This is a genomic window from Micromonospora coxensis (assembly GCF_900090295.1).
In the GTDB taxonomy this organism is placed as follows: Bacteria; Actinomycetota; Actinomycetes; order Mycobacteriales; family Micromonosporaceae; genus Micromonospora; species Micromonospora coxensis.
In genome coordinates, this window is record NZ_LT607753.1 from 4,907,194 (window position 1) to 4,928,427 (window position 21,234).

Genomic DNA, 21,234 nt, shown 5'->3' on the forward strand with positions numbered 1-21,234 from the left:
CCGTTAACACCCCGGACATGTCTGGTTTGTGAGGGCACTCACCCCGCCGACCGGGACCCGCCGGCCGGGGCGCCACCTACGATCCTTGATAGGTGCGTAGCCGGCACCTGACGGCCATGGCACGGATCAGCGTAGGGGCGCAGCGCGGCGTCCCCGTCGCCCCAGGCCGACCGCATACGACGTCTACGAGGACCGATGAATCCTGTCGTACTGATCGCCGAAGAACTCGCTCCCGCCGCCATCGAGGTGCTCGCGCACGACTTCGACGTACGCCACGTCGACGGCACCGACCGCCCGGCCCTGCTCTCCGCGCTCTCCGAGGCCGACGCGGTGATCGTGCGCAGCGCCACCCAGATCGACGCCGAGGCGATCGCCGCCGCGCCGCGGCTGAAGGTGGTCGCCCGGGCCGGTGTCGGTCTGGACAACGTCGAGGTGCCGGCCGCCACCGCGCGGGGCGTCATGGTCGTCAACGCTCCCACCTCCAACATCGTCTCCGCCGCCGAGCAGGCCGTCGCGCTGCTGCTCGCCGTCGCCCGCAACACCGCCGCCGCCAGCGCGGCGCTCAAGGCGGGGGAGTGGAAGCGGTCCAAGTACACCGGCGTGGAGTTGCAGGGCAAGACCGTCGGCGTGGTCGGCCTGGGCCGCATCGGCGTGCTCTTCGCGCAGCGCATCGCCGCCTTCGGCACCCGGCTGATCGCGTACGACCCCTACATCCAGCCGGCCCGGGCCGCCCAGCTCGGCGTCCGCCTGGTGGGCCTGGAGGAGCTGCTGCGCGAGGCCGACTTCATCTCCATCCACCTGCCGAAGACCCCGGAGACCGTGGGCCTGATCGGGGAGAAGGAGCTGGCGATCGTCAAGCCGGGCGTGCGCATCGTCAACGCCGCCCGGGGTGGCCTGGTCGACGAGCAGGCGCTCGCGGACGCGATCGCCGAGGGCCGGGTCGCCGGCGCCGGCGTCGACGTGTACGCCAAGGAGCCCTGCACCTCCTCGCCGCTGTTCGCCTTCGACAACGTGGTGGCCACCCCGCACCTGGGCGCCTCCACCCACGAGGCGCAGGACAAGGCGGGCCTGGCCGTGGCCAAGAGCGTCAAGCTGGCGTTGCAGGGCGAGTTCGTCCCGGACGCGGTGAACGTGCAGGCCGGTGGCGTGGTCGCCGAGGACGTCCGCCCGCTGCTGCCGCTGGCCGAGAAGCTGGGCCGGGCGTTCACCGCGGTGGCCGGCGGGGTCGCCGCCAGCGTCACCGTCGAGGTGCGTGGCGAGATCGTCAACCACGACGTCTCGGTGCTCAAGCTCGCCGCCACCAAGGGGCTGTTCAGCTCCGTGGTGGAGGAGCAGGTCACCTACGTCAACGCCCCGCACCTGGCCGCCGAGCGTGGCGTCGAGGTCACCCTCACCACCCAGGCCGAGACGATCGACCACCCGAACCTGGTCACCGTCCGCGGCGCGCTGCCCGACGGCCGTACGGTCAGCGTCTCCGGCACGGTCACCCAGGCCGGCCCGCGCGAGGTCATCAAGCTGACCGAGGTGGACGGCTTCGACGTGGAGATCGGCGCGGAGGGCATCCTGCTCTTCCTGCGCTACGTCGACCGTCCGGGCGTGGTCGGCACGGTCGGCACCCTGCTCGGCGAGGCCGGCGTCAACATCGCGGCGATGCAGGTGGCGCGGCGGGAGGCCGGCGGCGAGACGCTGATGACCCTCACCGTCGACCAGGCGCTCGGCGCCGACCTGCTCACCTCGGCCGCCGACTCGATCGGCGCGACCTCGGCGAGCGCGGCGGACCTGCGCGACGAGTAGTCCGCGCGCGACGCATCGGGGGCCCGGCCGTCTCGGCCGGGCCCCTCGTCGTGGCCCTGCGGATCGCGTCGGGATCCGCGGGGCCACGCCTCGTCGTGCGGCGGGTCAGCCCACGACCCGCGACGGCGGCGGGTAGACCGAGCCGTCCTGGGCGTCGAAGAGCATCAGGTCGTGCTCGCCCGCCAGCCGCTCGATGTCGAGCAGGACCTGGTCCTCGCAGGTCGGCACGAGGTTCAGCTCCACGTGGTCGCCGGCCGCGTGCAGCGGCGCGACCTCCCACGGGGTGCCCGGCCCGACGGGCCGGTCGGGATAGGTGGCGGTGATGGCCCGGTAGAAGCCGACCACTCGCGGGTCCGGGTGTCGGTCGCCGTGGCGTCCCTCGCGGCACCGCCGCACCGCGGCGTGGACGTCCTCGGGCGTGGCCCCGTCCGGCAGGGCCCACACGCTCAGATCGAAACTCACGGCGGACAGCGTGCCATCCACCGTTCACCCGGTCGCAACTGACCCGCCGGGCAGCGACCGGATCGTGACACCGTGTCCGGCCAGGACGGTCCGCTGTGGAGACCCTTGCGTCGAGTTGCGTCGATTCGCTAGCGTACCCGTGCGGTCACCGGCTGAGTGGGGGCGTTCGGCCCGTCTTCGGGTGACGAGGTCAGGCGTCCGGCCGACCGGTCCGCACCCCTCGAATGCGCGAGCCACGCGCACTCGTCGCTGACCGGCCCCCACGGTCGTTGCCGAGACCGTGGGGGCCGATCGCGGGCCCGTCGACCGCGCCACCGGAGTGGACCCCCTCCACCCCGTCGGCCGACGCGCCCCGGCGCCTCAGCGGCGCCGGTGGGCGAAGAGAGCCTGATATCCCGACCCGGTGCGGAACCACGCCAGCCCGACCGGCCCGGCGGCGTAGAGCGCGGTCGCGTACGCGTCGGCGACGGCGAGGTCGGGACCGACGACGGTCGCCGCGACGAGCTGTTCGGCCGGTTCGCCGGTGTGCGGGTCGACCACGTGGCCCTGCCGACCGGACACTCCCGAGGTGCCCACCGCCCCGGCGGTCATCTCCAGCACCAGCGGCGCGCGCCGGCCGTCGGTCGGGTGGTGCACGGCCACCCGCCACGGCCCGCCGTGCGCGGCGTGCCCGCGTACGGTCAGGTCCGCGCCGGAGAGCACCGCGTAGTCGGTGATGCCGGCGGCGCGCAGCCGGGCCGCCGCGCGCTCCACCGCCCAGCCGTTGAGCAGGCCGCCCGGGTCGAAGCCGCCGGGCACCGCCCAGGCGTCGAACCAGCCGTCGGTCGCCGCGCGCATGGCCGCGCAGCGGTCCACCAGGTCGGCCAGCGGCGGGTACGACTCGGGGCTGATCTCGCCCCGGCGCAGCCGGGAGACCAGGCTGTCCGGGCGGCTCGGGCCGTACGTGAGGTCGACCGCCCGCAGCTCGGCGACGGCGTCGCGCAGCGCGTCGCCGACCGTGCGGCGCCCGACGTGCTCGGGGGCGTTGAGCAGCAGCGAGTACTCGGCCGTGCTGGTGCGCACCCGGTGCTGGACGGCGATCCGGTCACCGGTGGCGGCGGCGGCGGCGTCGACGCGGTGGCTGCGGGCGCCCAGGCGCAGGTCCGGCCGGCGCAGCGCGAAGGCGGCCTGGTCCACCCACCGGGTGCGCGGCTGCTGGTCGAGCCCCGCCGGCCCGCGCTGCTGGTCGGTCCGCATCACACCTGCTCCTTCGCTGACCGCGCCGCCACCGCGGCGGATCCGTCGCGAGCCCCCGTGACCCGCTCCCGACTGACCCTAGGCAGTGGAGATGACCGCACCATGAATGTCACCTGGGAGCCTCCTGAGCATTCTGATGTCCCGAATCGTGGAAGACGCGTACCGGGAAACGGGACGGCGACGTACCGTTCACGGGAACGACGAGGTGAGGAGCGCCAGGTGGCACGGATCGCGGTGGTGGCCGGGGACGGGATCGGACCCGAGGTGGTCGGGCAGGCCCGCAAGGTCCTCGACGCCGTGCTCCCCGGGATCGAGGCCACCGAGTACGACCTCGGCGCCGCGCGCTACCACCGCACCGGCGAGGTGCTGCCCGACTCGGTGCTGACCGAGCTGTCCGGGCACGACGCCATCCTGCTCGGCGCGGTCGGCGACCCGAGCGTCCCGCCGGGCGTGCTGGAGCGCGGCCTGCTGCTCAAGCTCCGCTTCGCCTTCGACCAGTACGTCAACCTGCGTCCGTCCCGGCTCTGGCCGGGCGTGGCCGGCCCGCTGGCCACCGTCAAGCCGGGCGAGGTGGACCTGGTGGTGGTCCGGGAGGGCACCGAGGGGCTGTACGCCGGCGCCGGCGGCTCGCTGCACCGCGACACCCCCGCCGAGGTCGCCACCGAGGAGAGCCTGAACACCCGGCACGGGGTGGAGCGGGTCATCCGCGACGCCTTCGCCCGGGCCGCCCGTCGGGAGCGGCGCAAGGTCACCCTGGTGCACAAGACCAACGTGCTGACCCATGCCGGGTCGCTCTGGGCGCGTACCTTCGAGGCCGTGGCCGCCGAGCACCCCGACGTGGCCACCGAGTACCAGCACGTCGACGCCGCCGCGATGTTCCTGGTCACCCAGCCCCAGCGGTACGACGTGGTGGTCACCGACAACCTCTTCGGCGACATCCTCACCGACATCGCCGCCGCCGTCACCGGCGGCATCGGGCTGGCCGCCAGCGGCAGCATCAACCCCTCCGGGGCGTACCCGTCGATGTTCGAGCCGGTGCACGGCTCGGCGCCGGACATCGCGGGCAAGGGCCTGGCCGACCCGGTGGCCGCGGTGCTCTCCGCCGCCCTCCTGCTCGACCAGCTCGGCCACGCCGACGCCGCCGCCCGGGTGACCGCCGCGGTCGGCGCCGAGCTGGCCAACCGCACCCCGGGCGTACCCCTGCGCACCGAGGAGGTCGGCGACCGGCTCGCCGGGTACGCCGTAGCCTGACCGGGCGCCGAGTCGCCCGCTCCCACCGGCCCGCCGCCCGGGTCCGCCAGACCCCGGGCCGGGCCGGCTCCCTCCCCGCCGTCGTCGGCGCCGCCGCCCCTGCGCCGCACCCGATCGGGTGCGTTCGTTCCGCCGGGCGCAGCTATCCGCTGAACGACCGTTCGGGGTAAGTTTCTGGCACCAGTGATGTCGGTGTGCGACCCCGTACGCCGTTCAACCCTCAGGGAGGTCAGCGCGATGAGCGGTGGTGACAAGCTCGATTTCGAGATCCGTCCGAATCCCGCCCCGGTATCCGCCGCCGACCGGGCCGCTCTGCTGGCCAACCCGGGCTTCGGCCGGGTCTTCACCGACCACATGGTCACCATCCGCTACGCCGAGGGCAAGGGCTGGTACGACGCCCGCGTCGAGGCCCGCGCGCCGATCCCGATGGACCCGGCCGCCGCGGTGCTGCACTACGCGCAGGAGATCTTCGAAGGGCTGAAGGCGTACCGGACGGCCGACGGGTCGGTCACCATGTTCCGTCCGGAGGCCAACGCCGCCCGGTTCGCCGCCTCCGCCCGGCGGCTGGCCATGCCGGAGCTGCCGGTGGAGACGTTCGTCGAGTCGCTGCGCCGGATCGTGGAGATCGACCGGGAGTGGATCCCGCAGGGGCCGGACGCCAGCCTCTACCTGCGGCCGTTCATGTTCGCCAGCGAGGTCTTCCTCGGCGTGCGCCCGGCCAACGAGTACCTCTACTGCGTCATCGCCTCGCCGGCCGGGGCGTACTTCGCCGGTGGGGTCAAGCCGGTGACGGTCTGGGTCAGCCCGGACTACACCCGCGCCGCCCCGGGCGGCACCGGCGCGGCCAAGTGCGGAGGCAACTACGCCGCCTCGCTGGCCGCGCAGGCCGAGGCGATCGAGGCCGGCTGCGACCAGGTGGTCTTCCTCGACGCGGTGGAGCGGCGCTTCGTCGACGAGTTGGGCGGCATGAACGTCTTCTTCGTCTACGACGACGACACCCTGGTCACCCCGCCGCTGACCGGCACGATCCTGCCGGGCATCACCCGCGACGCGGTCCTGTCCCTGGCCGCCGCCTCCGGACACCGGGTCGAGGAGCGGCCGGTGAGCTTCGCCGACTGGCAGGCCGACGCGGCCAGTGGCCGGCTGCGGGAGGTCTTCGCCTGCGGCACCGCCGCGGTGATCACCCCGATCGGCCGGGTCCGCTTCCCCGACGGCGAGTTCCTGATCGGTGGGGGCGGGCCGGGTCGCTCCACGATGGCGCTGCGCGAGCGGCTGGTGGCGATCCAGCGTGGCGAGGCCGAGGACCCGCAGGGCTGGGTGCGCCGCGTCTGCTGATCCAGCCTGATCGCCGACCGCCGGTCCGCCGCTGCCGCGGCGTGGCCGGCGGTCGTCGTTCGCGGGCCGGTCAGGGCCAGGTGCGGGCGTGGGCGGCGAACACCGCCGGCGGGCTCTCCACCGGCAGCACGCAGACCAGGTGTCCGCCGGGCGCCCGCAGCACCCGGCACTCCTGCCACCGGGTCACCTCGGTGGCGCCGAGGGCGAGCAGGCGGGCGGTCTCGGCGTCGACGTCGTCGCTCTCGATGTCGAGGTGCATCCGGGGCGCGTCGTCGCCGACCGCCTGGACCGCGAGGCCCATGTCCGGCAGCGCGCGGTGCAGCTCGACGAACTGCGGTTCGTCGGGCAACGGCCGGGCGGGCACGCCGAGAGCCGCCGACCAGAAGGCGACCGCCCCGTCGGCCTGGTCGCGTGGGGTGTCGATCAGGACGGCGAAGACCCGGCTCCGATGCATGCGAGGCACCATACCGCCGGCAAGGCCACAGTGGACGCCCCCGGACGGTGGGCCGGTGCGACGGTACGGCCGGGCGGGGTGGCCGTACCGTCGGGCGCGGCGCCGCCCGGGTCACTCCAGCAGGTGCTCGCGCAGCGCGGCGAAGTCGGCGTCGGTCAGGCCGGCGTGGCGCAGGTAGCCCTCCACCGAGCCGTGCCGGTGGCGCAGTTCGGTGAGGAAGAGGATCATCGCCTCGGCCGGGGTGGTGAGTGGGGGCAGGCCGGGCCGCACCTGCTTGCCGGTGGAGTTGAACCACGTCTGGAACCGTTCGGCGGCCTCGGTGCTGAGCGCGTAGTCGGCGGCGATGTCGGTGTCGGGGACGCCGAGCACCGCCAGGGTGAGCCCGCAGACGATGCCGGTGCGGTCCTTGCCGGCGACGCAGTGCACCAGCACCGGGGCGGCGGTCTGGTCGGCGATCAGCCCGACCGCCTCGCCGAGCCCGGCCGCGCCGGTCTCGGCCAGGTCGGCGTACCGGTCGGCCAGGTAGCGGGCGAGGTCGGCGCCCGGCCGGTACGGGTTGTCGCCCCAGTCGGCGTGCTCCGGGTGGATGTTGCGGTACGCCAGCCCGTCGAACTCGGGCACCCGGCCGTCCCGCTCGACCTCGGAAGGGCGGCGCAGGTCGATGACGGTCCGGACGCCGAGGGCGGCGAACGCCTCCCGGTCGGCGCCGTCGAGGCGGTGCGGTGAGTCCGAGCGGTAGAGCCGGCCCCGGCGCACGGTGCGGCCGTCGCGGGCGGGCTGGCCGCCCACGTCTCGGAAGTTGAACATGACGGAGAAGGGGATGCGGCGGTTGACCTGTGTGTCGTCCACGCGGACACGGTAACGGCCGGTGGGTCGCCCCACCGGCCGTCGAGGTCCGTCGCGGTCAGCGCGTGGTGCCCGGGGGCACGTTGCCGTACGTCTCGTCGTAGTAGCCGCCCAGCGTGTCCCGGTACGCCGGGTCGCTGTGGCTGGTCTCGTCGTACTCGGGCGCGGCCTTGATCTGGTCCTTGCTGCGGTCCACGTAGACCTTCCGGTCGTCGTGGTCCACCTGGTTCACGGTGCCGGCCGGCAGCATCACCTTCTTGCCGAAGATCCACGGGCCGGTGTCGACGACCAGGTAGCTGCCGCCGACCTCGTGGCTCGCGTCGTCGATCTTGCCGATGCCACCGTCGGTGGCCTCCACCTTGTAGCCGACCAGGTCGGCGTCGGCCACTCCGGCCTCGTCCCGGTAGCGCCAGGGGTTGAAGGCGCCGGCGGGGGCGCCGCCCGCGATGCTGCCCTGACCGTCGTCGATCATCGGGTCGGTGCTGCCGTGCGCGGCGTGCGGGTCGAGCCTGTCCATGGGGAGCTCCTGCCTCGACTGTCGTAGTCGTATCGGAGAGAAAGTGCTTCGTGTCCACGGATGGGGTACCCGGACCCGCCGCTCTCCACACTCGGTGACCGGAAACGACGACGGGCCGGCACCGCGGTCGCGGTGCCGGCCCGGGCGGGCCGTCCGGCTCAGGCCAGGGCGGCCTGCGCGTCGAGCGCCACGGCGGCGGCGTGCACGACGGCGGCGATGCGCAGCCCCTCGTGCACCTGCTCGCGGGTGAACCCGGCGGACCGCAGGGCCTTCTCGTGCGACTCCAGGCAGACGCCGCAGCCGGTGATCGCCGAGACGGCGAGGCACCACAGCTCGAAGTCACCCTTGTCCACGCCCGGCCTGGCGATGATCTGCATCCGCAGCCGGGCCGGCATCGAGGCGTACTGCTCGTCGCCGATGAGGTGCTTCGCCCGGTAGTAGACGTTGTTCATCGCCATGATCGTGGCGGCGCCCTTGGCCGCCTCGACGGCCTCCGGCGACAGGTGGGTCGAGGCCTCGTCGGCGATCTCCCTCAGCACCACCGGGTTGCGTGCGGCGACCGCGCAGGCCAGGGCGGTGCCCCAGGCCTGCTCGGGCTTGAGCGTGGAGGTGCCGACGGTGGAGCCGAGGTTGAGCTTGATGTCCTTGGCGTACTCGGGCAGCGCCGACTTGACCGCGTCCAGACCCATGTCAGGCACCGGCGCCGGCGAGCAGGGCGTTGGCGTCCAGGGTGGCGCCGCCCTTGTTCCAGTTGCACGGGCACAGCTCGTCGGTCTGCAGCGCGTCCAGCACCCGCAGCACCTCGGAGACGTTGCGGCCGACGGAGCCGGCGGTGACCATGGCGAACTGGATCTCGTTGTCCGGGTCGACGATGAAGGTGGCCCGCTGCGCCACGCCGTCCTCCCCGAGCACGCCGCAGGCGGCGCTCAGCTCGCGCTTGATGTCGCTGAGCATCGGGAAGGGCAGGTCGCGCAGGTCCGGGTGGTCCTTGCGCCAGGCGTAGTGCACGAACTCGTTGTCCACCGAGACGCCGAGCACCTGGGCGTCGCGGTCGGCGAACTCACCGTTGAGGCGGCCGAACTCGGCGATCTCCGTCGGACAGATGAAGGTGAAGTCCTTCGGCCAGAAGAAGACGACGCGCCACTTGCCCTCGTGGGACTTGTGGTGGAGCGTCTCGAACGCCTTGTCGGCGTCGAGGGAGACGCACGCGGTGAGTTCGTACTCGGGGAAGCGGTCACCGACAGTGAGCACGGGTCCTCCTTGACTGCGGCACGAGGGCCGGTAACTGGATCGGTTCCAGATACTTCCGCAGCGAGGTTTCCCGCTGGTGGCGGCCGGGTGACTTGTGAAGTCGATCACCGATGGCGGGTTCTGCCCGGTACGCCGCGGTGAATGAGGTATGAACACACTCCGTCACCGTCCCGACATGTGGATTATGCCTCCCAGAACCCGGTCGGGGGTGGCAGAGTAGCGACCGTGAGCAGCACCGTCCTGATTATTGGCACGTAGCGCGCCGGCCTCCCCTCCGCCGAGCGCGCAGACCTCCCGCACCCCGCGGGGGGTCTTTTTGTTGCTCCCCCCGGCCTGTGAAGAAGGGACTCCCATGACGTTCCAGGTGTACGACACGACGCTGCGCGACGGCGCGCAGCGCGAGGGGCTCAGCTACTCGGTGGTCGACAAGCTGGCCGTGGCCCGGCTCCTCGACGAGCTGGGGGTGGGCTTCATCGAGGGCGGGTGGCCGGGCGCGGTCCCGAAGGACACCGAGTTCTTCCGCCGGGCGCGCACCGAGCTGGACCTGAAGCACGCCGTCCTGGTCGCCTTCGGCGCCACCCGCCGGGCCGGCGTGGCCGTGCAGGACGACCCGCAGGTGCGGGGCCTGCTCGACGCCGAGACCCCGGCGATCGCGCTGGTGGCCAAGGCCGACATCCGGCACGTCGAGCGGGCGCTGCGCACCACCGGCGCGGAGAACCTGGCCATGATCCGGGACACGGTGGCGTACCTGGTCGCCCAGGGCCGGCGGGTCTTCGTCGACGGCGAGCACTTCTTCGACGGGTGGCGGCACGACCCGGCGTACACCGCCTCGGTGGTCCAGGCGGCGCTCGACGCCGGGGCCGAGCGGTTCGTGCTCTGCGACACCAACGGCGGGATGCTGCCCTCGCAGGTCACCACGGCCATCGCCGACCTCACCGCGCGCACCGGCGTGGCGCCGGAACTGCTCGGCATCCACTGCCAGAACGACACCGCCTGCGCGGTGGCCAACACCATCGCCGCCGTCGAGGCCGGGGTCCGGCACGTCCAGGGCACCGCCAACGGGTACGGCGAGCGCCCCGGCAACGCCGACATCTTCGCGGTCGTCGCCAACCTTCAACTCAAGCTCGGCATGCCCGTCCTACCGGAGGGCTGCCTGGAACAGATGGTGCGGGTCTCGCACGCCATCGCCGAGATCGCCAACATCGCCCCCGACACCCACCAGGCGTACGTCGGGGCCGCGGCCTTCGCCCACAAGGCGGGGCTGCACGCGAGCGCGATCAAGGTCGACCCGTTGCTCTACAACCACGTGGACCCGTCGGTGGTGGGCAACGACATGCGGATCCTCGTCACCGAGATGGCCGGCCGGGCCAGCGTCGAGCTCAAGAGCCGCGAGCTGGGCCTGGACCTGGCCGGCCATCCGGAGGCGTTGTCGAAGGTGACCAGCCGGGTCAAGGAGCTGGAGGCGGGCGGGTGGTCGTTCGAGGCCGCCGACGCCTCGTTCGAGCTGCTGGTCCGCTCCGAACTGCCCGACGCGGCACCGGCGCGACCGTTCGCGCTGGAGTCGTACCGGGTGCTGGTCGAGCACCGCGAGGACGGCGCGGTGGTCTCCGAGGCCACCGTGAAGATCCGGGTACGCGGGGAGCGGGTAATCGCCACCGCCGAGGGCAACGGCCCGATCAACGCCCTCGACGAGGCGCTGCGGGTCGGGCTGTCCCGGCACTACCCGGAGCTGCGCGCCTTCGAGCTGGCCGACTACAAGGTGCGGATCCTGGAGGGCAGCCACGGCACCGGCGCGGTGACCCGGGTGCTGGTGGAGACCGCCGACGGCACCGGCCGGGACTGGACCACCGTGGGGGTGCACCCCAACGTGGTCGAGGCGTCCTGGCACGCCCTCGTCGACGCGCTCACCTACGGCCTGGACCGCGCCCGGGTCTGACCGCCGCAGCCGGCGCGGCCCTCCACCGGGGCCGCGCCGCCGGCCCGGCCCGGCCCCACGCTGTCAGACCCGGGCTCGGTCCGGTCCACCGGTCCGCGCCGCCTCGGTCGCCGGCCCGGGTCGCCGGCCCGGGTCGCCGGCCCGGGTCGCCGGCCCGGGTCGGCGGTCCGGCTCAGGCGGCCGGGAGGCGCAGTTCGGCGAGGACCGCCCGGTGGTCGCTGCCCGGCACCGGGTGCACGTCGACCGCGCGGACGGCGATCCGCCGGTCGACCAGCACGTGGTCGATGGCGACCGGCGGGATCGGGTCGCCGTCGTACGGCCCCCAGGTGCCGGCCAGCCCCGCCCCGGCGGCGTCGGCCGCGTCGACGTACCCGCTGTCCAGCAATGCGCGTAGCGGAGCGTGGTCGAGGGTGGCGTTGAAGTCCCCGGCGAGGATGCTCAGCGGCCCGTCCGGGGTGGCGCGTGGCTGCGCCCGCAGGTCGGTGAACCAGTCGTCGACCACCTCGACGCCGTACGGGGCGGCCGGGTGCGCCGACTCGACGCGCAGCGGCGCCGCGCCGGGGACCGTCATCCACGCGTACGCCTGGGTGAACGCGAAGCCGGGATTGCGCCGGAAGCCGCCGCCGGTGAGCGGTTGGCGCGCGTAGAGCCCCGAGCCGGTGGTGCCGACCTCCGGGTTGAGCTGCCGGTGCGGCAGCAGTTCGGCCAGCCCGTGCCGGTCCAGTTCGGCCTGGGCCTGCGGGGTGAACTCCTGCACGGCCAGCACGTCCACCCGGTGCCGGCGGACCAGGTCGACCAGCGTGCGGGCGTCGGCGGAGCCCTTGAGCAGGTTGGCGGTGAGCAGCCGCAGCACCGGCCCGGCCGCGTCGGGCTGCCCGGAGGCCAGCGCCCTGGGCGCCACCGCGCCGATCAGCGCCAGCGCCACCAGGGCCGCGACCAGCGCCGCCCGGCGACGCCGCAGGGCGAGCGCCAGCGCCAGCGGCGCCAGGCTCCCCACCGCGACGTACGGGGTGAAGGCCAGCGCCTGCACCAGCGGGCCGCGCTCCAGCCCGGCGAGGCGGACCACCGCCCAGGCGAGGCCGGGCGCGACCGCCAGCCAGCAGAGCAGCGTCGCCCGGTCGCGGTGCGCGCGCGGTGGCGCGACGGTGTCGATCACGCCGCCCAGGCTAGCCGTCCGCCGTTCCCGACGGTGCCCGCCACACTATTTCGTGAATGGTCGAGGCGGCCCTTCTCGCGTTTTCCATAATTGTCGCCGGGTTGCTGAAACGCATTGATCAACTATTGACGCTCGGCTTTTTGCGGTGCTACGTTCCTCCTGGTTGAGGCGCCACAACAGAGCGTAGTAATGCCTGCTCAAGTCGGGTGTAAAACATCGCTTGTCAGCGTTTTGCGGTGCGGGGCGAAGGGGTGCGACCTTCGCCTGTCCCGGCCTGTCGGCAGGATTCAACCGGCTCGCGGAAATGTGAGTCGGCCGTATCACCACGGCAACCAGAGGGAGACCTGTCATGGCCACATTCTTCAGGCGCAAGGCGGCAGCGGTGACGCTCGGCGTCCTGGCGCTCACCCTGGCCGGCGGCGGGATCGCCGCCGCCCAGCCCACCACCGAACGGTCCGCCGCTCAGGTCGTGCAACCGGCCCCCCGTTCCGACCTGCAGCCCCGGCCGTCGGCGGAGCGGGTGCGCGAGGCCAAGGCGGCCCTGGCCGCGCAGTCGGAGATCGGCACCGAGGCGATCGGCGGCGCGGTGTCCTTCGCCGTCGTCAAGTCCGGCCCGGGCGGGGGCGTGAACCTGCTCGTCCGTGGCCACGACGCCATCGCCGCCTACAAGTACGGCCCCGGTCAGTACGAGGTCTTCTTCAACCGCAACGTCGCCCGGGGCGGGTTCGTCGCCACCATCGGCACCGTCGCGGTGCCGACCCCGCCGACCGGGGAGATCCCGCTGCCCGGCGAGGTCGGCGTCGCGCCGCGCGGCTACGGCCTGACCAACGCGGTCTTCGTGCAGACCCGCAACTCGGCCGGCGTGCCGACCGACCTTCCGTTCCACCTGGCCGTGCACACGCCCTGACCGGCGCGGCACGTCTCACGTCGGCTCCCGCCCCACAGCGGGAGCCGACGTCGTGGGTGGGTCCCGCGACGGGTCGGCTGCTCGCCGGTCCCCGCCGTCCCGCGCCGTCGCGGGTCTGAACCGCCGCCGCGCCCCTCCGCCCGGCGCGGTGTCGCTTGTGGCGCCGGTCGTCCCCGAATGGCCCGCGGACGCGCCGTCCGGTGCCGAAATTCCGACGTTTGTCGGCCCGGTGGCCCGGGAAGCAAGCACCGTGACGGACATCTCGGACACCCTGGCCAGCCTGCCCAGCCCGGCCGATCCCGATCCGGCGGGCATCGAGTTGGAACAGACCCTCTTCGAGGTCAAACGCGTGATCGTCGGGCAGGATCGGCTCGTCGACCGCCTGCTCACCGCACTGGTCGCCGACGGGCACTGCCTGCTCGAAGGCGTCCCCGGCGTGGCCAAGACACTCGCCGCGCAGACCCTCGCCACGGTGGTCGGCGGGACGTTCTCCCGGATCCAGTTCACCCCCGACCTGGTCCCCTCCGACATCGTCGGCACCCGCATCTACCGGGCGTCGCAGGAGAGCTTCGACGTCGAGCTGGGCCCGATCATGGCCAACCTGGTGCTGGCCGACGAGATCAACCGGGCCCCGGCCAAGGTGCAGTCGGCGCTGCTGGAGGCGATGGCCGAGCGGCAGGTCTCGATCGGCGGTCGCAGCTGGCCGGTGCCGGAGCCGTTCCTGGTGCTCGCCACCCAGAACCCGATCGAGTCCGAAGGGGTGTACCAGCTGCCCGAGGCGCAGCGGGACCGCTTCCTCATGAAGATCGTCGTGGACTACCCGGACGACGCCGACGAACTGGCCATCCTCTACCGGATGAGCGTCGAGAAGCCCCGGGCCCGGCAGGTGCTCGACCCGGTGCGCCTGCGCGACCTGCAACGGCGTGCCGCCCGGGTCTTCGTCCACCACGCCATCGCCGAGTACGTCGTCCGGCTCATCCTCGCCACCCGCGACCCGGGCCGCTTCGGGCTGCCCGAGCTCGCGCCGATGCTCGCGTACGGGGCGAGCCCCCGGGCCACCCTCGGCCTGGTCGCCGCCGCCCGCGCCCAGGCGCTGCTGCACGGCCGGGAGTACGTGCTCCCCGAGGACGTCCGGGACCTCGCCGTGGACGTCCTCGCCCACCGGCTGGTGCTCTCCTTCGACGCGGTCGCGGACGGCGTCTCCGCCGAGGCGGTGGTGCACCGGCTCGTCCAGGCCGTGCCACCGCCCGTGCTGGCCACCGGGCAGCCCGAGCACGCACCCGACCTGGCGGCGGCATGAGGCGGGCCGCCGTCGCGTCCCAGGCCGACCCGGGACTGGCCGACCTCGCCCCCGGCGAGCGGCTGCGCCGGCTGGAGCTGACCGTGACCCGACGCCTCGACGGCCTGCTCCAGGGACAGCATCGCGGACTGCTGCCCGGCCCGGGCAGCGAGATCGCCGGCAGCCGCGAGTACCGGCCCGGTGAGGACGAGGTGCGCCGGATGGACTGGGCGGTGACCGCCCGCACCGGCGTGCCGCACGTGCGCGAGGTCGACGCCGACCGGGAACTCACCACCTGGCTGCTGGTCGACGCCAGCCCCAGCATGGAGTTCGGCACCGCCGAGCTGGACAAGCGGGAGCTGTCGGTGGCCGCCGTCGCCGCGGTCGGCTTCCTCACCGCCGGGGCGGGCAACCGGCTCGGCGCCCAGGTGCTCGGCCCGTCCGGGCTGCGCCGCTTCCCGGCGCGCGGCGGGCGTACCCATCTGTTGAGCCTGCTGCGGACGCTGCTGGCCGCCCCGCGCTCCGGCGGCCACGACGGCGCCGACCACTCGCCGCAGCCACCGGACCTGGGCGCGGCACTGGCCGCGACGCAGCGGGTCGCCACCCGGCGGGGCCTGGTCGTGGTGGTCTCCGACTTCCTCGACGGACTGCCGGAGCGGCACGACGAGGCCGCCGGATGGGAGCCGGCGCTGCGCCGACTCACCGCCCGCCACCAGGTGCTGGCGGTCGAGATCACCGACCCGCGCGAGCTGGAGCTGCCCGACGTCGGCCTGATCACCCTGGTCGACCCGGAGACCGGCCGGCGGCGTGAGGTCTGGACCGGCGATGCGGTCCTGCGCCGGCGCTACACCGACGCCGCCGTCGCCCAGCGCGACCAGGTGCGCCGGGCGCTGCGCCGGTGCGGAGCGGCCCACCTGCCGCTGCGGACCGACCGGGACTGGACCGCCGACATCGTGCGCCACGTGCACGCCCAGCGTCGCCTCGCGGCGGCGCCCGCGGCGGCCCGGGAAGGTGCGGCGTGAGCTGGCAGTCACCGGCCCGGCTGCTGCTGCTGTTCGGGGTGCTCGCGCTGGCCGTCGGCTACCTGCTCGCCCAGCGCCGGCAGAGCCGCTACGCGGTCCGCTTCACCAACCTGAGGCTGCTCGACCGGGTCGCGCCGGCCCGCCCCGCCTGGCGGCGGCACGTGCCGGCCGGCCTCTTCCTGGCCATGCTGGCGCTGCTGGTGGTGGGCTTCGCCCGGCCGGAGGCCGAGGTGCGGGTGCCCCGGGAACGCGCCACCGTCATGGTCGCCGTCGACGTCTCCACCTCGATGCTCGCCACCGACGTGGAGCCGGACCGGCTGGCGGCGGCCAAGGAGGCGGCCCGCCGCTTCGTCGAGGGGCTGCCCGACGAGTTCAACGTCGGTCTGGTCGCCTTCGCCGGCAGCGCCGCGGTGCTGGTGCCGCCGAGCACCGACCGGGAGGCGCTGGACGAGGGGATCGACCGGCTCGCCGAGGGGATCACCGGCGTGCAGGGCACCGCGATCGGCGAGGCGATCAGCGCCTCGCTCGGCGCGGTCAAGAGCCTCGACGCCAACGCCGCCAAGCAGCCGCCGCCGGCCCGGATCATCCTGCTCTCCGACGGGGCGAACACCTCCGGCATGGACCCGATGGAGGCGGCCTCGGCCGCCGTGACGGCGAAGGTGCCGGTGCACACCATCTCGTTCGGCACCCCGGGCGGCTTCGTCGACCGGGGCGGCCGGCCCATCCAGGTGCCGGTGGACGGGCAGACCCTGAAGGCGGTCGCCGAGGACACCGGGGGCCGGTTCCACGAGGCGGGCACCAGCCAGCAACTGCGCGAGGTGTACGAGGACATCGGCTCCTCGGTGGGGTGGCGCAAGGAACGCCAGGACGTCTCCGCCCGGTTCATCGGCCTCGGGCTGGTGTTCGCGATGGGCGCCGCGGCCGGGTCGATGCGCTGGTTCTCCCGGCTGCCCTGACCCCCGACGAGTGACGAGTGAGGAGCACGCGTATGGCAGTGCAGACCGGTCTGGGCGAGCCCCGGGGACCGTGGTTCGTCTCGCCCGAACTGGGCCCCGACGGGCGTCCCCGGTGGGACGTGCCGGGGTCGGGGGAGGACCCGTCCCGGCGGCGCTGGCGCGGCCGGCTGCTGACCGCGGCGGCGGTGGTGGCCCTCTCCACCGTCTCCGGCGCGGCGGCGGGCGGGTGGGTGGCCGGCCAGGGCGGGGCTCCGGGGCCGACGGCGGCCTCCGCCGCGCCGGTGCCGGCGGAACTGGTGACCGCCGCCCAGAAGACCGTGCCGGGGGTGGTGTCGGTGATGGTCGGCGGGGGTACCCGGGCGGGCGCCACCGGCTCCGGTTTCGCCATCGACAACCAGCAGCACATCATCACCAACGACCACATCCTGGCCAAGGGTGGCGGTGGCGAGGTGACCGTGGAGCTGCCCGACGGCCGCCGGTACGCCGCCGAGGTGGTCGGCCGGGAGCCGGGCAGCGACCTGGCGGTGCTGAAGGTGCCGACCGAGGCCGGCCTGGCGCCCCTGCCGTTGGCCAAGCCGCGCTCGACCCGGGTGGGGGAGCCGGTGCTGGCGGTCGGCTCGCCGCTCGGGCTGGCCGGCACGGTCACCGCGGGCATCGTCAGCGCGCTGGACCGCCAGGTGCGCCTGGGCACCAACCGGCGCAGCGCGGTGCAGACCGACGCCTCCATCAACCCGGGCAACTCCGGCGGTCCGCTGGTCAACGCCCGGGGCGAGGTGGTCGGGGTGAACACCGCGATCGCCACCATCGACGGCAACGGCTCGATCGGGATCGGGTTCGCCATCCCGATCGACCAGGTCCAGCAGACCGCCGACACGATCATCGGCAAAGGCGGCTGAGTCGGACGCGCCAGGACCGGACGGGCGTAACGGTAGAACTGTCGGATACCTGGCGTGGGACCATCGGGCCATAGAAATATCACGCTGAGTGTGGATACTGGCGTGGGTGGAGCTTCCTCTCGTTGCGGTCCTGCTCGCGGTGGGACTCTTCCTCGGATGGGGCGTGGGCGCGCAGTACGCCCGGGCCAGACGCGGCTGGAACGACTACAAGGCCGCAAAGAACGCCGTGCCGGGTGCCCGGCGGGCCGCATGGCTGCTGGTCCGGGCGGTCACCACGAAGGTCGGCGTGATCGCGCTGCTGCTCGTCGGCGCGGTCGCGTACGCCGCCGTGGGGCCCGACCACGAGCGCGCCGAGCCGGCCCCGAGCCCGTCACCGACCGCTTCCACCAAGGCCGGCGTGCAGGAGCGCTAGCCTCGGGGCGTGGATGACGGACTGCGGGTGACCGACCGGTGGATCGTGCCCGCCGCCGAGCTGCGGGAGCGGTTCTCCCGGTCGTCCGGCCCCGGCGGGCAGGGGGTCAACACCACCGACTCCCGGGTGGAGCTGAGCTTCGACCTGGCCGGCACGCCCAGCCTGCCCCCGGCGCTGCGGACCCGGGCACTGGAACGGCTGGCCGGCCGCCTCGTCGACGGGGTGCTGACCATCGCCGCCAGCGAGCACCGGGCCCAGCTCGCCAACCGTGAGGCGGCCCGCGAGCGGCTGGCCGCGCTGCTGCGCGAGGCCGTCGCGCCGCCACCCCCGCCCCGGCGACCCACCCGGCCCTCGCGCGGGGCCAAGGAACGCCGGCTGGCCGAGAAGAAGCGCCAGTCCCAGCGCAAGCGGGACCGGCGGGTCGACAGGGACTGACCGGGAAAGCCGGCGTACCCGCCCGACGCGTGCCTAGGCTGCGAACATGTCCGGCGACACCCTCGTCACCCTGCACGGCCGCTCGGTGCTGGCCTGCGCGGCCGACGGGCCGAAGCTGTGCGAGGGCGCGGACGCGCTGCGGGTGATCGCGGAGGCGGCCGGGTACGGCGCGCAGCTCGTGGTGGTCCCGGTACGGCGGCTGGCCGGCGAGTTCTTCACGCTGCGTACCGGGGTGGCGGGGGAGCTGGTGCAGAAGTTCGTCAACCACCGGCTGCCGTTGGTCGTGGTCGGGGACATCTCCGTCCACGTGGCACGCAGCGCCGCGCTGCGCGACTTCGTCGCCGAGGCCAACGCGGGCCACCAGCTCTGGTTCGTCGACACCCTGTCCGAGCTGGAGGAGAAGCTGCGCCGGCAGGGTCGGCCCGCGACCGCCTGAGCCGGCCGGGACGCGCCGCCCGGCCGGGCACGAGGGCGCCTGGACGGCAGGGCGTTGAGCTCGATGATGTTCGCACGGGCCGCCGGCGTACGCCCGTCGCCGCGGTGACCGGGTCGGTCAGCCGTCCGAGGCGGCGACGAGCCGGTCGCACTCCGCCAACAGCCGGGCACGCAGCAGCGCGGCCCGGTCCGCGAACGACCGCTGCGCCAGCACGTACTCGTGCCGACCCTCGACGGTCTCGACCCGCACGGGCGGGTAGCCCAGTGCGGTCAGGTCGTACGGGGACGCCCGCATGTCCAGCGTCCGGATCTCCCTCGCCAGCGCGAAACAGTCCGCCACCAGCTCGCTGGGCACCAGCGGGGAGAGCTTGTAGGACCACTTGTAGAGGTCCATGTTGGCGTGCAGGCAGCCCGGCTGCTCCAGCGCGTGCTGGCTCTCCCTGGTCGGCGTGAGCAGGTTCAGCGGCCGCGCCGGCGGGGTGAAGAAGCGGAACGCGTCGAAGTGGCTGCACCGGACGCCGCGCTCCTCGACCACCGCCGCCGTCCGCTCCGCCGACAGGCGCAGCGGCCAGGCGTTGTGGCGTACCTCGTCCTGGGTCTGCCGGTAGACCATCGCCCACTCGTGCATCCCGAAGCAGCCCAGGTGCGCCGGCCGGCCGGCGGTGGCGGCGAGCAGGTCACGGATCCAGGTGACGGAGCCGGCGCGGCGCTCGCGTACCCGATCGGTGTCGAGGGTGACCCCGGCGGTGTCGGCGCGGTAGTCCGGGCCGAACTCGGCCGGGTCCGCGTCGCGCAGCACCACCCCGGCACCGGGGTGCCAGCGGCGCAGCTGGGCCGGGCGGTGCGAGTAGTAGGTGAAGAGGAAGTCCTCCACCGGGTGCTTCCCACCCGCCCGGCGGCGGGCCAGGTGGGGCGCCAGCCAGGCGTCCACCCGCTGCTCGTGCGCGGCGCGCCGGGCCTGCCAGTCGGCCGCGTCGAGGGCGGCGGGGGCGAGGGCGGCGGTCACCCGTTCAGGGTACGACCGCCGCCCGCCCGCCGGTCAGGGCACGTCCACCCGCACCCCGGCGGAGAAGACCCCGCTGCGCAGTTCGAGCTGTTCCGGCTTCTGCGTCCCGGTCATGGTGAAGACCAGCGGCAGCACCACCCGGCTGTTCGCGGCGACCGGCTGGGCGAAGACGTCGCGGCCCAGGTTCGCCACCCGGGTGGCGTCGGCGTCGGTGGTGACCCAGTTGCCGCCCCGCAGGTACGCCCGTTGCAGCTCGCCGTGCCAGGTCTGCTGCTCGGGCGTGACGTTGCGCACCCCGACGGTGGCCTGGCAGCGCCGGGCCGAACCGGCGGCGCTGGCGCAGTCCACCCGGTAGACGGTGAACTCGAACGACTGCTCCCGCAGCGGCACCCCGACGGTCCCGGTGGCGCTGCGCCCCACCCAGGCGCCGCTGGTCGGCTGCTTGGCCGTGTCGATCGCGGACACCCGCCGGGTGGCGGTGAACACCGCCGTGGAGACCACCACGGCGAGCACCACCACGGCCACCCCGACGATCGCCCAGACCGGGGGCCGGCGGCGTCGCCCGGGGGCGCCGGGAGCGGCCGGACGCGGGTAGACGGTGCCCCCGGGAGCGTCGGGGCCTCCGGCGTACGGCGGGACGCCCGCCGCCGCCGACGCGGCGCCGGTCGGCTCGACGTGCCGACGGCGGGCCCGCCGCCACATCCAGACGCCGACGGCGCTCAGCACCAGCAGCACGACCAGCGTCGCGGCCAGGATCGGCGGGCGTCGCCAGGCCGGGGCCGCCTCCTCCGCCTCGGCGGCGGGCACCGCCGTGCCCTGCCAGGTGGCGGTGGCGCAGTCGTACGGCCGGTTGCCGTCGCCGGTGAAGGCGCAGGCGGGCGCGGTGAGCGCTCGGCCCGGCGCGGTGACCGCGAGGGCGGTGTCCAGCGTCGTGGTGCTCCGGGCCGGCAGGCGCAGCCGCCAGGTCACCTCCCCGGTGCTGTTCGGCCCCGGGACGCGGGTGGCCCGGCCGCCCGCGCTCACCGCCGTCGTCGACGAGCCGGCCGGCAGCTCCTGCCGCACCGTGGTCTCGATCGTGGTGGTGGCGTCGTTGTGCACGCGGATCCGGTAGCCCGGCGCGGGCGTCCCGGCCGCCGTCACCGACACGGTGACCGGTGGGGCCGGCCGGGGTGCTCCGGGCGCGGCCGTGGCGCCCATCCCCGGGGCCGGCACGGCGGGTGTCACCGGGATCACCGCCCCGGTCGCCGCGACCCCCGGGGCCGCCGGCGCCTCCCGCGCCCCGGGCGCCGCCACCGGTGCGAGCCTCCCGGTCGCGTCGGGCGTCGGGCTCGTCGCCGTGGAGGGCGTCGGGCCGGTGGCCGTGACCGGCGCCGGGCTGGTGGCCGTCGCCGGTGCCGGGCTCGTCGCCGTCGACGGCGCCGGGCTCATGGCTGCGGCCGGTGCCGGCGCCGGGGCGACCACCGCCGGTGCGGCCTCGGCTCTCGGGGACGTCGCCGCGGGCAGGGCCGGCACGGCGGCGAGGACGCCCAGGCCGTGCACGAACACGGCGAGGGCCCTGTGGTGTCGTCTCGATGCAGGCATACGAACGAACCTCCGCAGCCGACGCTAGGGGCGGCCCACCTCCGGCCGGGTACGAAGTGCCGAACCT

The 21,234-nt window shown here is 74.3% G+C and carries 22 protein-coding genes; 12 read left to right on the top strand and 10 right to left on the bottom strand.

Annotation, left to right across the window (positions count from 1 at the left end; all coding sequences use genetic code 11):
• The first annotated feature begins 195 nt into the window (after positions 1-195).
• Positions 196-1,794, top strand: coding sequence for a phosphoglycerate dehydrogenase (gene serA / locus GA0070614_RS22430; protein ID WP_088977816.1), 1,599 nt, complete (start codon positions 196-198; stop codon positions 1,792-1,794).
• 105 nt (positions 1,795-1,899) lie between these two features.
• Here serA and GA0070614_RS22435 read toward each other — a convergent pair whose 3' ends face one another.
• Together GA0070614_RS22435 and GA0070614_RS22440 are read right to left on the bottom strand one after the other, a co-directional pair.
• A complete protein-coding gene (locus tag GA0070614_RS22435; protein WP_088977817.1) occupies positions 1,900-2,256 on the bottom strand; it encodes a hypothetical protein in 357 nt (118 codons plus the stop codon).
• 360 nt (positions 2,257-2,616) lie between these two features.
• Positions 2,617-3,492 carry an FAD:protein FMN transferase gene (locus tag GA0070614_RS22440; protein ID WP_088977818.1) on the bottom strand — a complete coding sequence of 292 codons (876 nt, stop codon included), beginning with the start codon at positions 3,490-3,492 and terminating at the stop codon, positions 2,617-2,619.
• A gap of 219 nt (positions 3,493-3,711) precedes the next feature.
• Between GA0070614_RS22440 and GA0070614_RS22445 the strand changes: the two genes are divergently transcribed.
• Positions 3,712-4,743 (top strand): 3-isopropylmalate dehydrogenase, encoded by a 1,032-nt coding sequence (locus GA0070614_RS22445; RefSeq protein ID WP_088977819.1) that lies wholly within the window; start codon positions 3,712-3,714, stop codon positions 4,741-4,743.
• A gap of 237 nt (positions 4,744-4,980) precedes the next feature.
• Positions 4,981-6,078: a branched-chain amino acid aminotransferase gene (locus tag GA0070614_RS22450; protein ID WP_088977820.1), complete on the top strand. Its 1,098-nt coding sequence runs from the start codon at positions 4,981-4,983 to the stop codon at positions 6,076-6,078.
• Between the two features lie 70 nt (positions 6,079-6,148).
• Here GA0070614_RS22450 and GA0070614_RS22455 read toward each other — a convergent pair whose 3' ends face one another.
• The 5 genes from GA0070614_RS22455 to GA0070614_RS22475 form a co-directional block, all read right to left on the bottom strand.
• Entirely contained in the window at positions 6,149-6,532 is a 384-nt protein-coding gene (locus GA0070614_RS22455) for a VOC family protein (protein WP_088977821.1), read from the bottom strand.
• A gap of 111 nt (positions 6,533-6,643) precedes the next feature.
• Positions 6,644-7,339 (bottom strand): tyrosine-protein phosphatase, encoded by a 696-nt coding sequence (locus GA0070614_RS22460; RefSeq protein ID WP_088979592.1) that lies wholly within the window; start codon positions 7,337-7,339, stop codon positions 6,644-6,646.
• Between the two features lie 97 nt (positions 7,340-7,436).
• Positions 7,437-7,895, bottom strand: coding sequence for a PRC-barrel domain-containing protein (locus tag GA0070614_RS22465; protein WP_088977822.1), 459 nt, complete (start codon positions 7,893-7,895; stop codon positions 7,437-7,439).
• Positions 7,896-8,053: 158 nt separating this feature from the next.
• Positions 8,054-8,584 (bottom strand): carboxymuconolactone decarboxylase family protein, encoded by a 531-nt coding sequence (locus GA0070614_RS22470; RefSeq protein ID WP_088977823.1) that lies wholly within the window; start codon positions 8,582-8,584, stop codon positions 8,054-8,056.
• Between the two features lies 1 nt (position 8,585).
• Positions 8,586-9,146, bottom strand: coding sequence for a peroxiredoxin (locus GA0070614_RS22475; protein WP_088977824.1), 561 nt, complete (start codon positions 9,144-9,146; stop codon positions 8,586-8,588).
• A 352-nt stretch (positions 9,147-9,498) separates the two neighbouring features.
• Here GA0070614_RS22475 and cimA point away from each other — a divergent pair, with 352 nt between their 5' ends.
• Positions 9,499-11,082, top strand: a complete 1,584-nt coding sequence (gene cimA / locus GA0070614_RS22480) for a citramalate synthase (RefSeq protein WP_088977825.1) — start codon at positions 9,499-9,501, stop codon at positions 11,080-11,082.
• A 172-nt stretch (positions 11,083-11,254) separates the two neighbouring features.
• Here cimA and GA0070614_RS22485 read toward each other — a convergent pair whose 3' ends face one another.
• Positions 11,255-12,190 carry an endonuclease/exonuclease/phosphatase family protein gene (locus GA0070614_RS22485; protein WP_088979593.1) on the bottom strand — a complete coding sequence of 312 codons (936 nt, stop codon included), beginning with the start codon at positions 12,188-12,190 and terminating at the stop codon, positions 11,255-11,257.
• 397 nt (positions 12,191-12,587) lie between these two features.
• Between GA0070614_RS22485 and GA0070614_RS22490 the strand changes: the two genes are divergently transcribed.
• The 8 genes from GA0070614_RS22490 to GA0070614_RS22525 all read left to right on the top strand — a co-directional run bounded on the left by GA0070614_RS22490 (position 12,588) and on the right by GA0070614_RS22525 (position 18,581).
• Positions 12,588-13,145 (top strand): hypothetical protein, encoded by a 558-nt coding sequence (locus GA0070614_RS22490; protein WP_088977826.1) that lies wholly within the window; start codon positions 12,588-12,590, stop codon positions 13,143-13,145.
• A 250-nt stretch (positions 13,146-13,395) separates the two neighbouring features.
• Entirely contained in the window at positions 13,396-14,445 is a 1,050-nt protein-coding gene (locus tag GA0070614_RS22495) for an AAA family ATPase (RefSeq protein ID WP_088977827.1), read from the top strand.
• Positions 14,442-15,446, top strand: a complete 1,005-nt coding sequence (locus GA0070614_RS22500) for a DUF58 domain-containing protein (RefSeq protein WP_088977828.1) — start codon at positions 14,442-14,444, stop codon at positions 15,444-15,446. Before GA0070614_RS22495 ends, GA0070614_RS22500 begins: the two co-directional genes overlap by 4 nt.
• A complete protein-coding gene (locus GA0070614_RS22505; RefSeq protein ID WP_088977829.1) occupies positions 15,443-16,402 on the top strand; it encodes a VWA domain-containing protein in 960 nt (319 codons plus the stop codon). Before GA0070614_RS22500 ends, GA0070614_RS22505 begins: the two co-directional genes overlap by 4 nt.
• A 32-nt stretch (positions 16,403-16,434) precedes the next feature.
• A complete protein-coding gene (locus tag GA0070614_RS22510) occupies positions 16,435-17,298 on the top strand; it encodes a S1C family serine protease (protein WP_088977830.1) in 864 nt (287 codons plus the stop codon).
• Positions 17,299-17,404: 106 nt separating this feature from the next.
• Positions 17,405-17,710, top strand: a complete 306-nt coding sequence (locus GA0070614_RS22515; RefSeq protein WP_088977831.1) for a hypothetical protein — start codon at positions 17,405-17,407, stop codon at positions 17,708-17,710.
• A gap of 9 nt (positions 17,711-17,719) precedes the next feature.
• A complete protein-coding gene (arfB, locus tag GA0070614_RS22520) occupies positions 17,720-18,145 on the top strand; it encodes an alternative ribosome rescue aminoacyl-tRNA hydrolase ArfB (RefSeq protein ID WP_088977832.1) in 426 nt (141 codons plus the stop codon).
• 46 nt (positions 18,146-18,191) lie between these two features.
• Positions 18,192-18,581 (top strand): DUF4180 domain-containing protein, encoded by a 390-nt coding sequence (locus GA0070614_RS22525; protein ID WP_088977833.1) that lies wholly within the window; start codon positions 18,192-18,194, stop codon positions 18,579-18,581.
• A 117-nt stretch (positions 18,582-18,698) separates the two neighbouring features.
• Here GA0070614_RS22525 and GA0070614_RS22530 read toward each other — a convergent pair whose 3' ends face one another.
• Both GA0070614_RS22530 and GA0070614_RS22535 read right to left on the bottom strand, forming a co-directional pair.
• Positions 18,699-19,586, bottom strand: coding sequence for a 3-methyladenine DNA glycosylase (locus tag GA0070614_RS22530; RefSeq protein WP_088977834.1), 888 nt, complete (start codon positions 19,584-19,586; stop codon positions 18,699-18,701).
• A 33-nt stretch (positions 19,587-19,619) separates the two neighbouring features.
• The gene (locus tag GA0070614_RS22535; RefSeq protein WP_088977835.1) at positions 19,620-21,167 is read right to left on the bottom strand and encodes a hypothetical protein; all 1,548 of its coding nucleotides are present in this window, start codon (positions 21,165-21,167) and stop codon (positions 19,620-19,622) included.
• Positions 21,168-21,234: the final 67 nt, after the last annotated feature.

Excerpts from the sequence above, each read along its gene's own strand:
- serA (WP_088977816.1), top strand. The coding sequence starts at position 196 with ATGAATCCTGTCGTACTGATCGCCGAAGAACTCGCTCCCGCCGCCATC.
- GA0070614_RS22440 (WP_088977818.1), bottom strand. The coding sequence starts at position 3,492 with ATGCGGACCGACCAGCAGCGCGGGCCGGCGGGGCTCGACCAGCAGCCG.
- GA0070614_RS22450 (WP_088977820.1), top strand. The coding sequence starts at position 4,981 with ATGAGCGGTGGTGACAAGCTCGATTTCGAGATCCGTCCGAATCCCGCC.
- GA0070614_RS22455 (WP_088977821.1), bottom strand. The coding sequence starts at position 6,532 with ATGCATCGGAGCCGGGTCTTCGCCGTCCTGATCGACACCCCACGCGAC.
- GA0070614_RS22460 (WP_088979592.1), bottom strand. The coding sequence starts at position 7,339 with ATGTTCAACTTCCGAGACGTGGGCGGCCAGCCCGCCCGCGACGGCCGC.
- GA0070614_RS22465 (WP_088977822.1), bottom strand. The coding sequence starts at position 7,895 with ATGGACAGGCTCGACCCGCACGCCGCGCACGGCAGCACCGACCCGATG.
- GA0070614_RS22470 (WP_088977823.1), bottom strand. The coding sequence starts at position 8,584 with ATGGGTCTGGACGCGGTCAAGTCGGCGCTGCCCGAGTACGCCAAGGAC.
- cimA (WP_088977825.1), top strand. The coding sequence starts at position 9,499 with ATGACGTTCCAGGTGTACGACACGACGCTGCGCGACGGCGCGCAGCGC.
- GA0070614_RS22490 (WP_088977826.1), top strand. The coding sequence starts at position 12,588 with ATGGCCACATTCTTCAGGCGCAAGGCGGCAGCGGTGACGCTCGGCGTC.
- GA0070614_RS22500 (WP_088977828.1), top strand. The coding sequence starts at position 14,442 with ATGAGGCGGGCCGCCGTCGCGTCCCAGGCCGACCCGGGACTGGCCGAC.
- GA0070614_RS22510 (WP_088977830.1), top strand. The coding sequence starts at position 16,435 with ATGGCAGTGCAGACCGGTCTGGGCGAGCCCCGGGGACCGTGGTTCGTC.
- GA0070614_RS22525 (WP_088977833.1), top strand. The coding sequence starts at position 18,192 with ATGTCCGGCGACACCCTCGTCACCCTGCACGGCCGCTCGGTGCTGGCC.
- GA0070614_RS22535 (WP_088977835.1), bottom strand. The coding sequence starts at position 21,167 with ATGCCTGCATCGAGACGACACCACAGGGCCCTCGCCGTGTTCGTGCAC.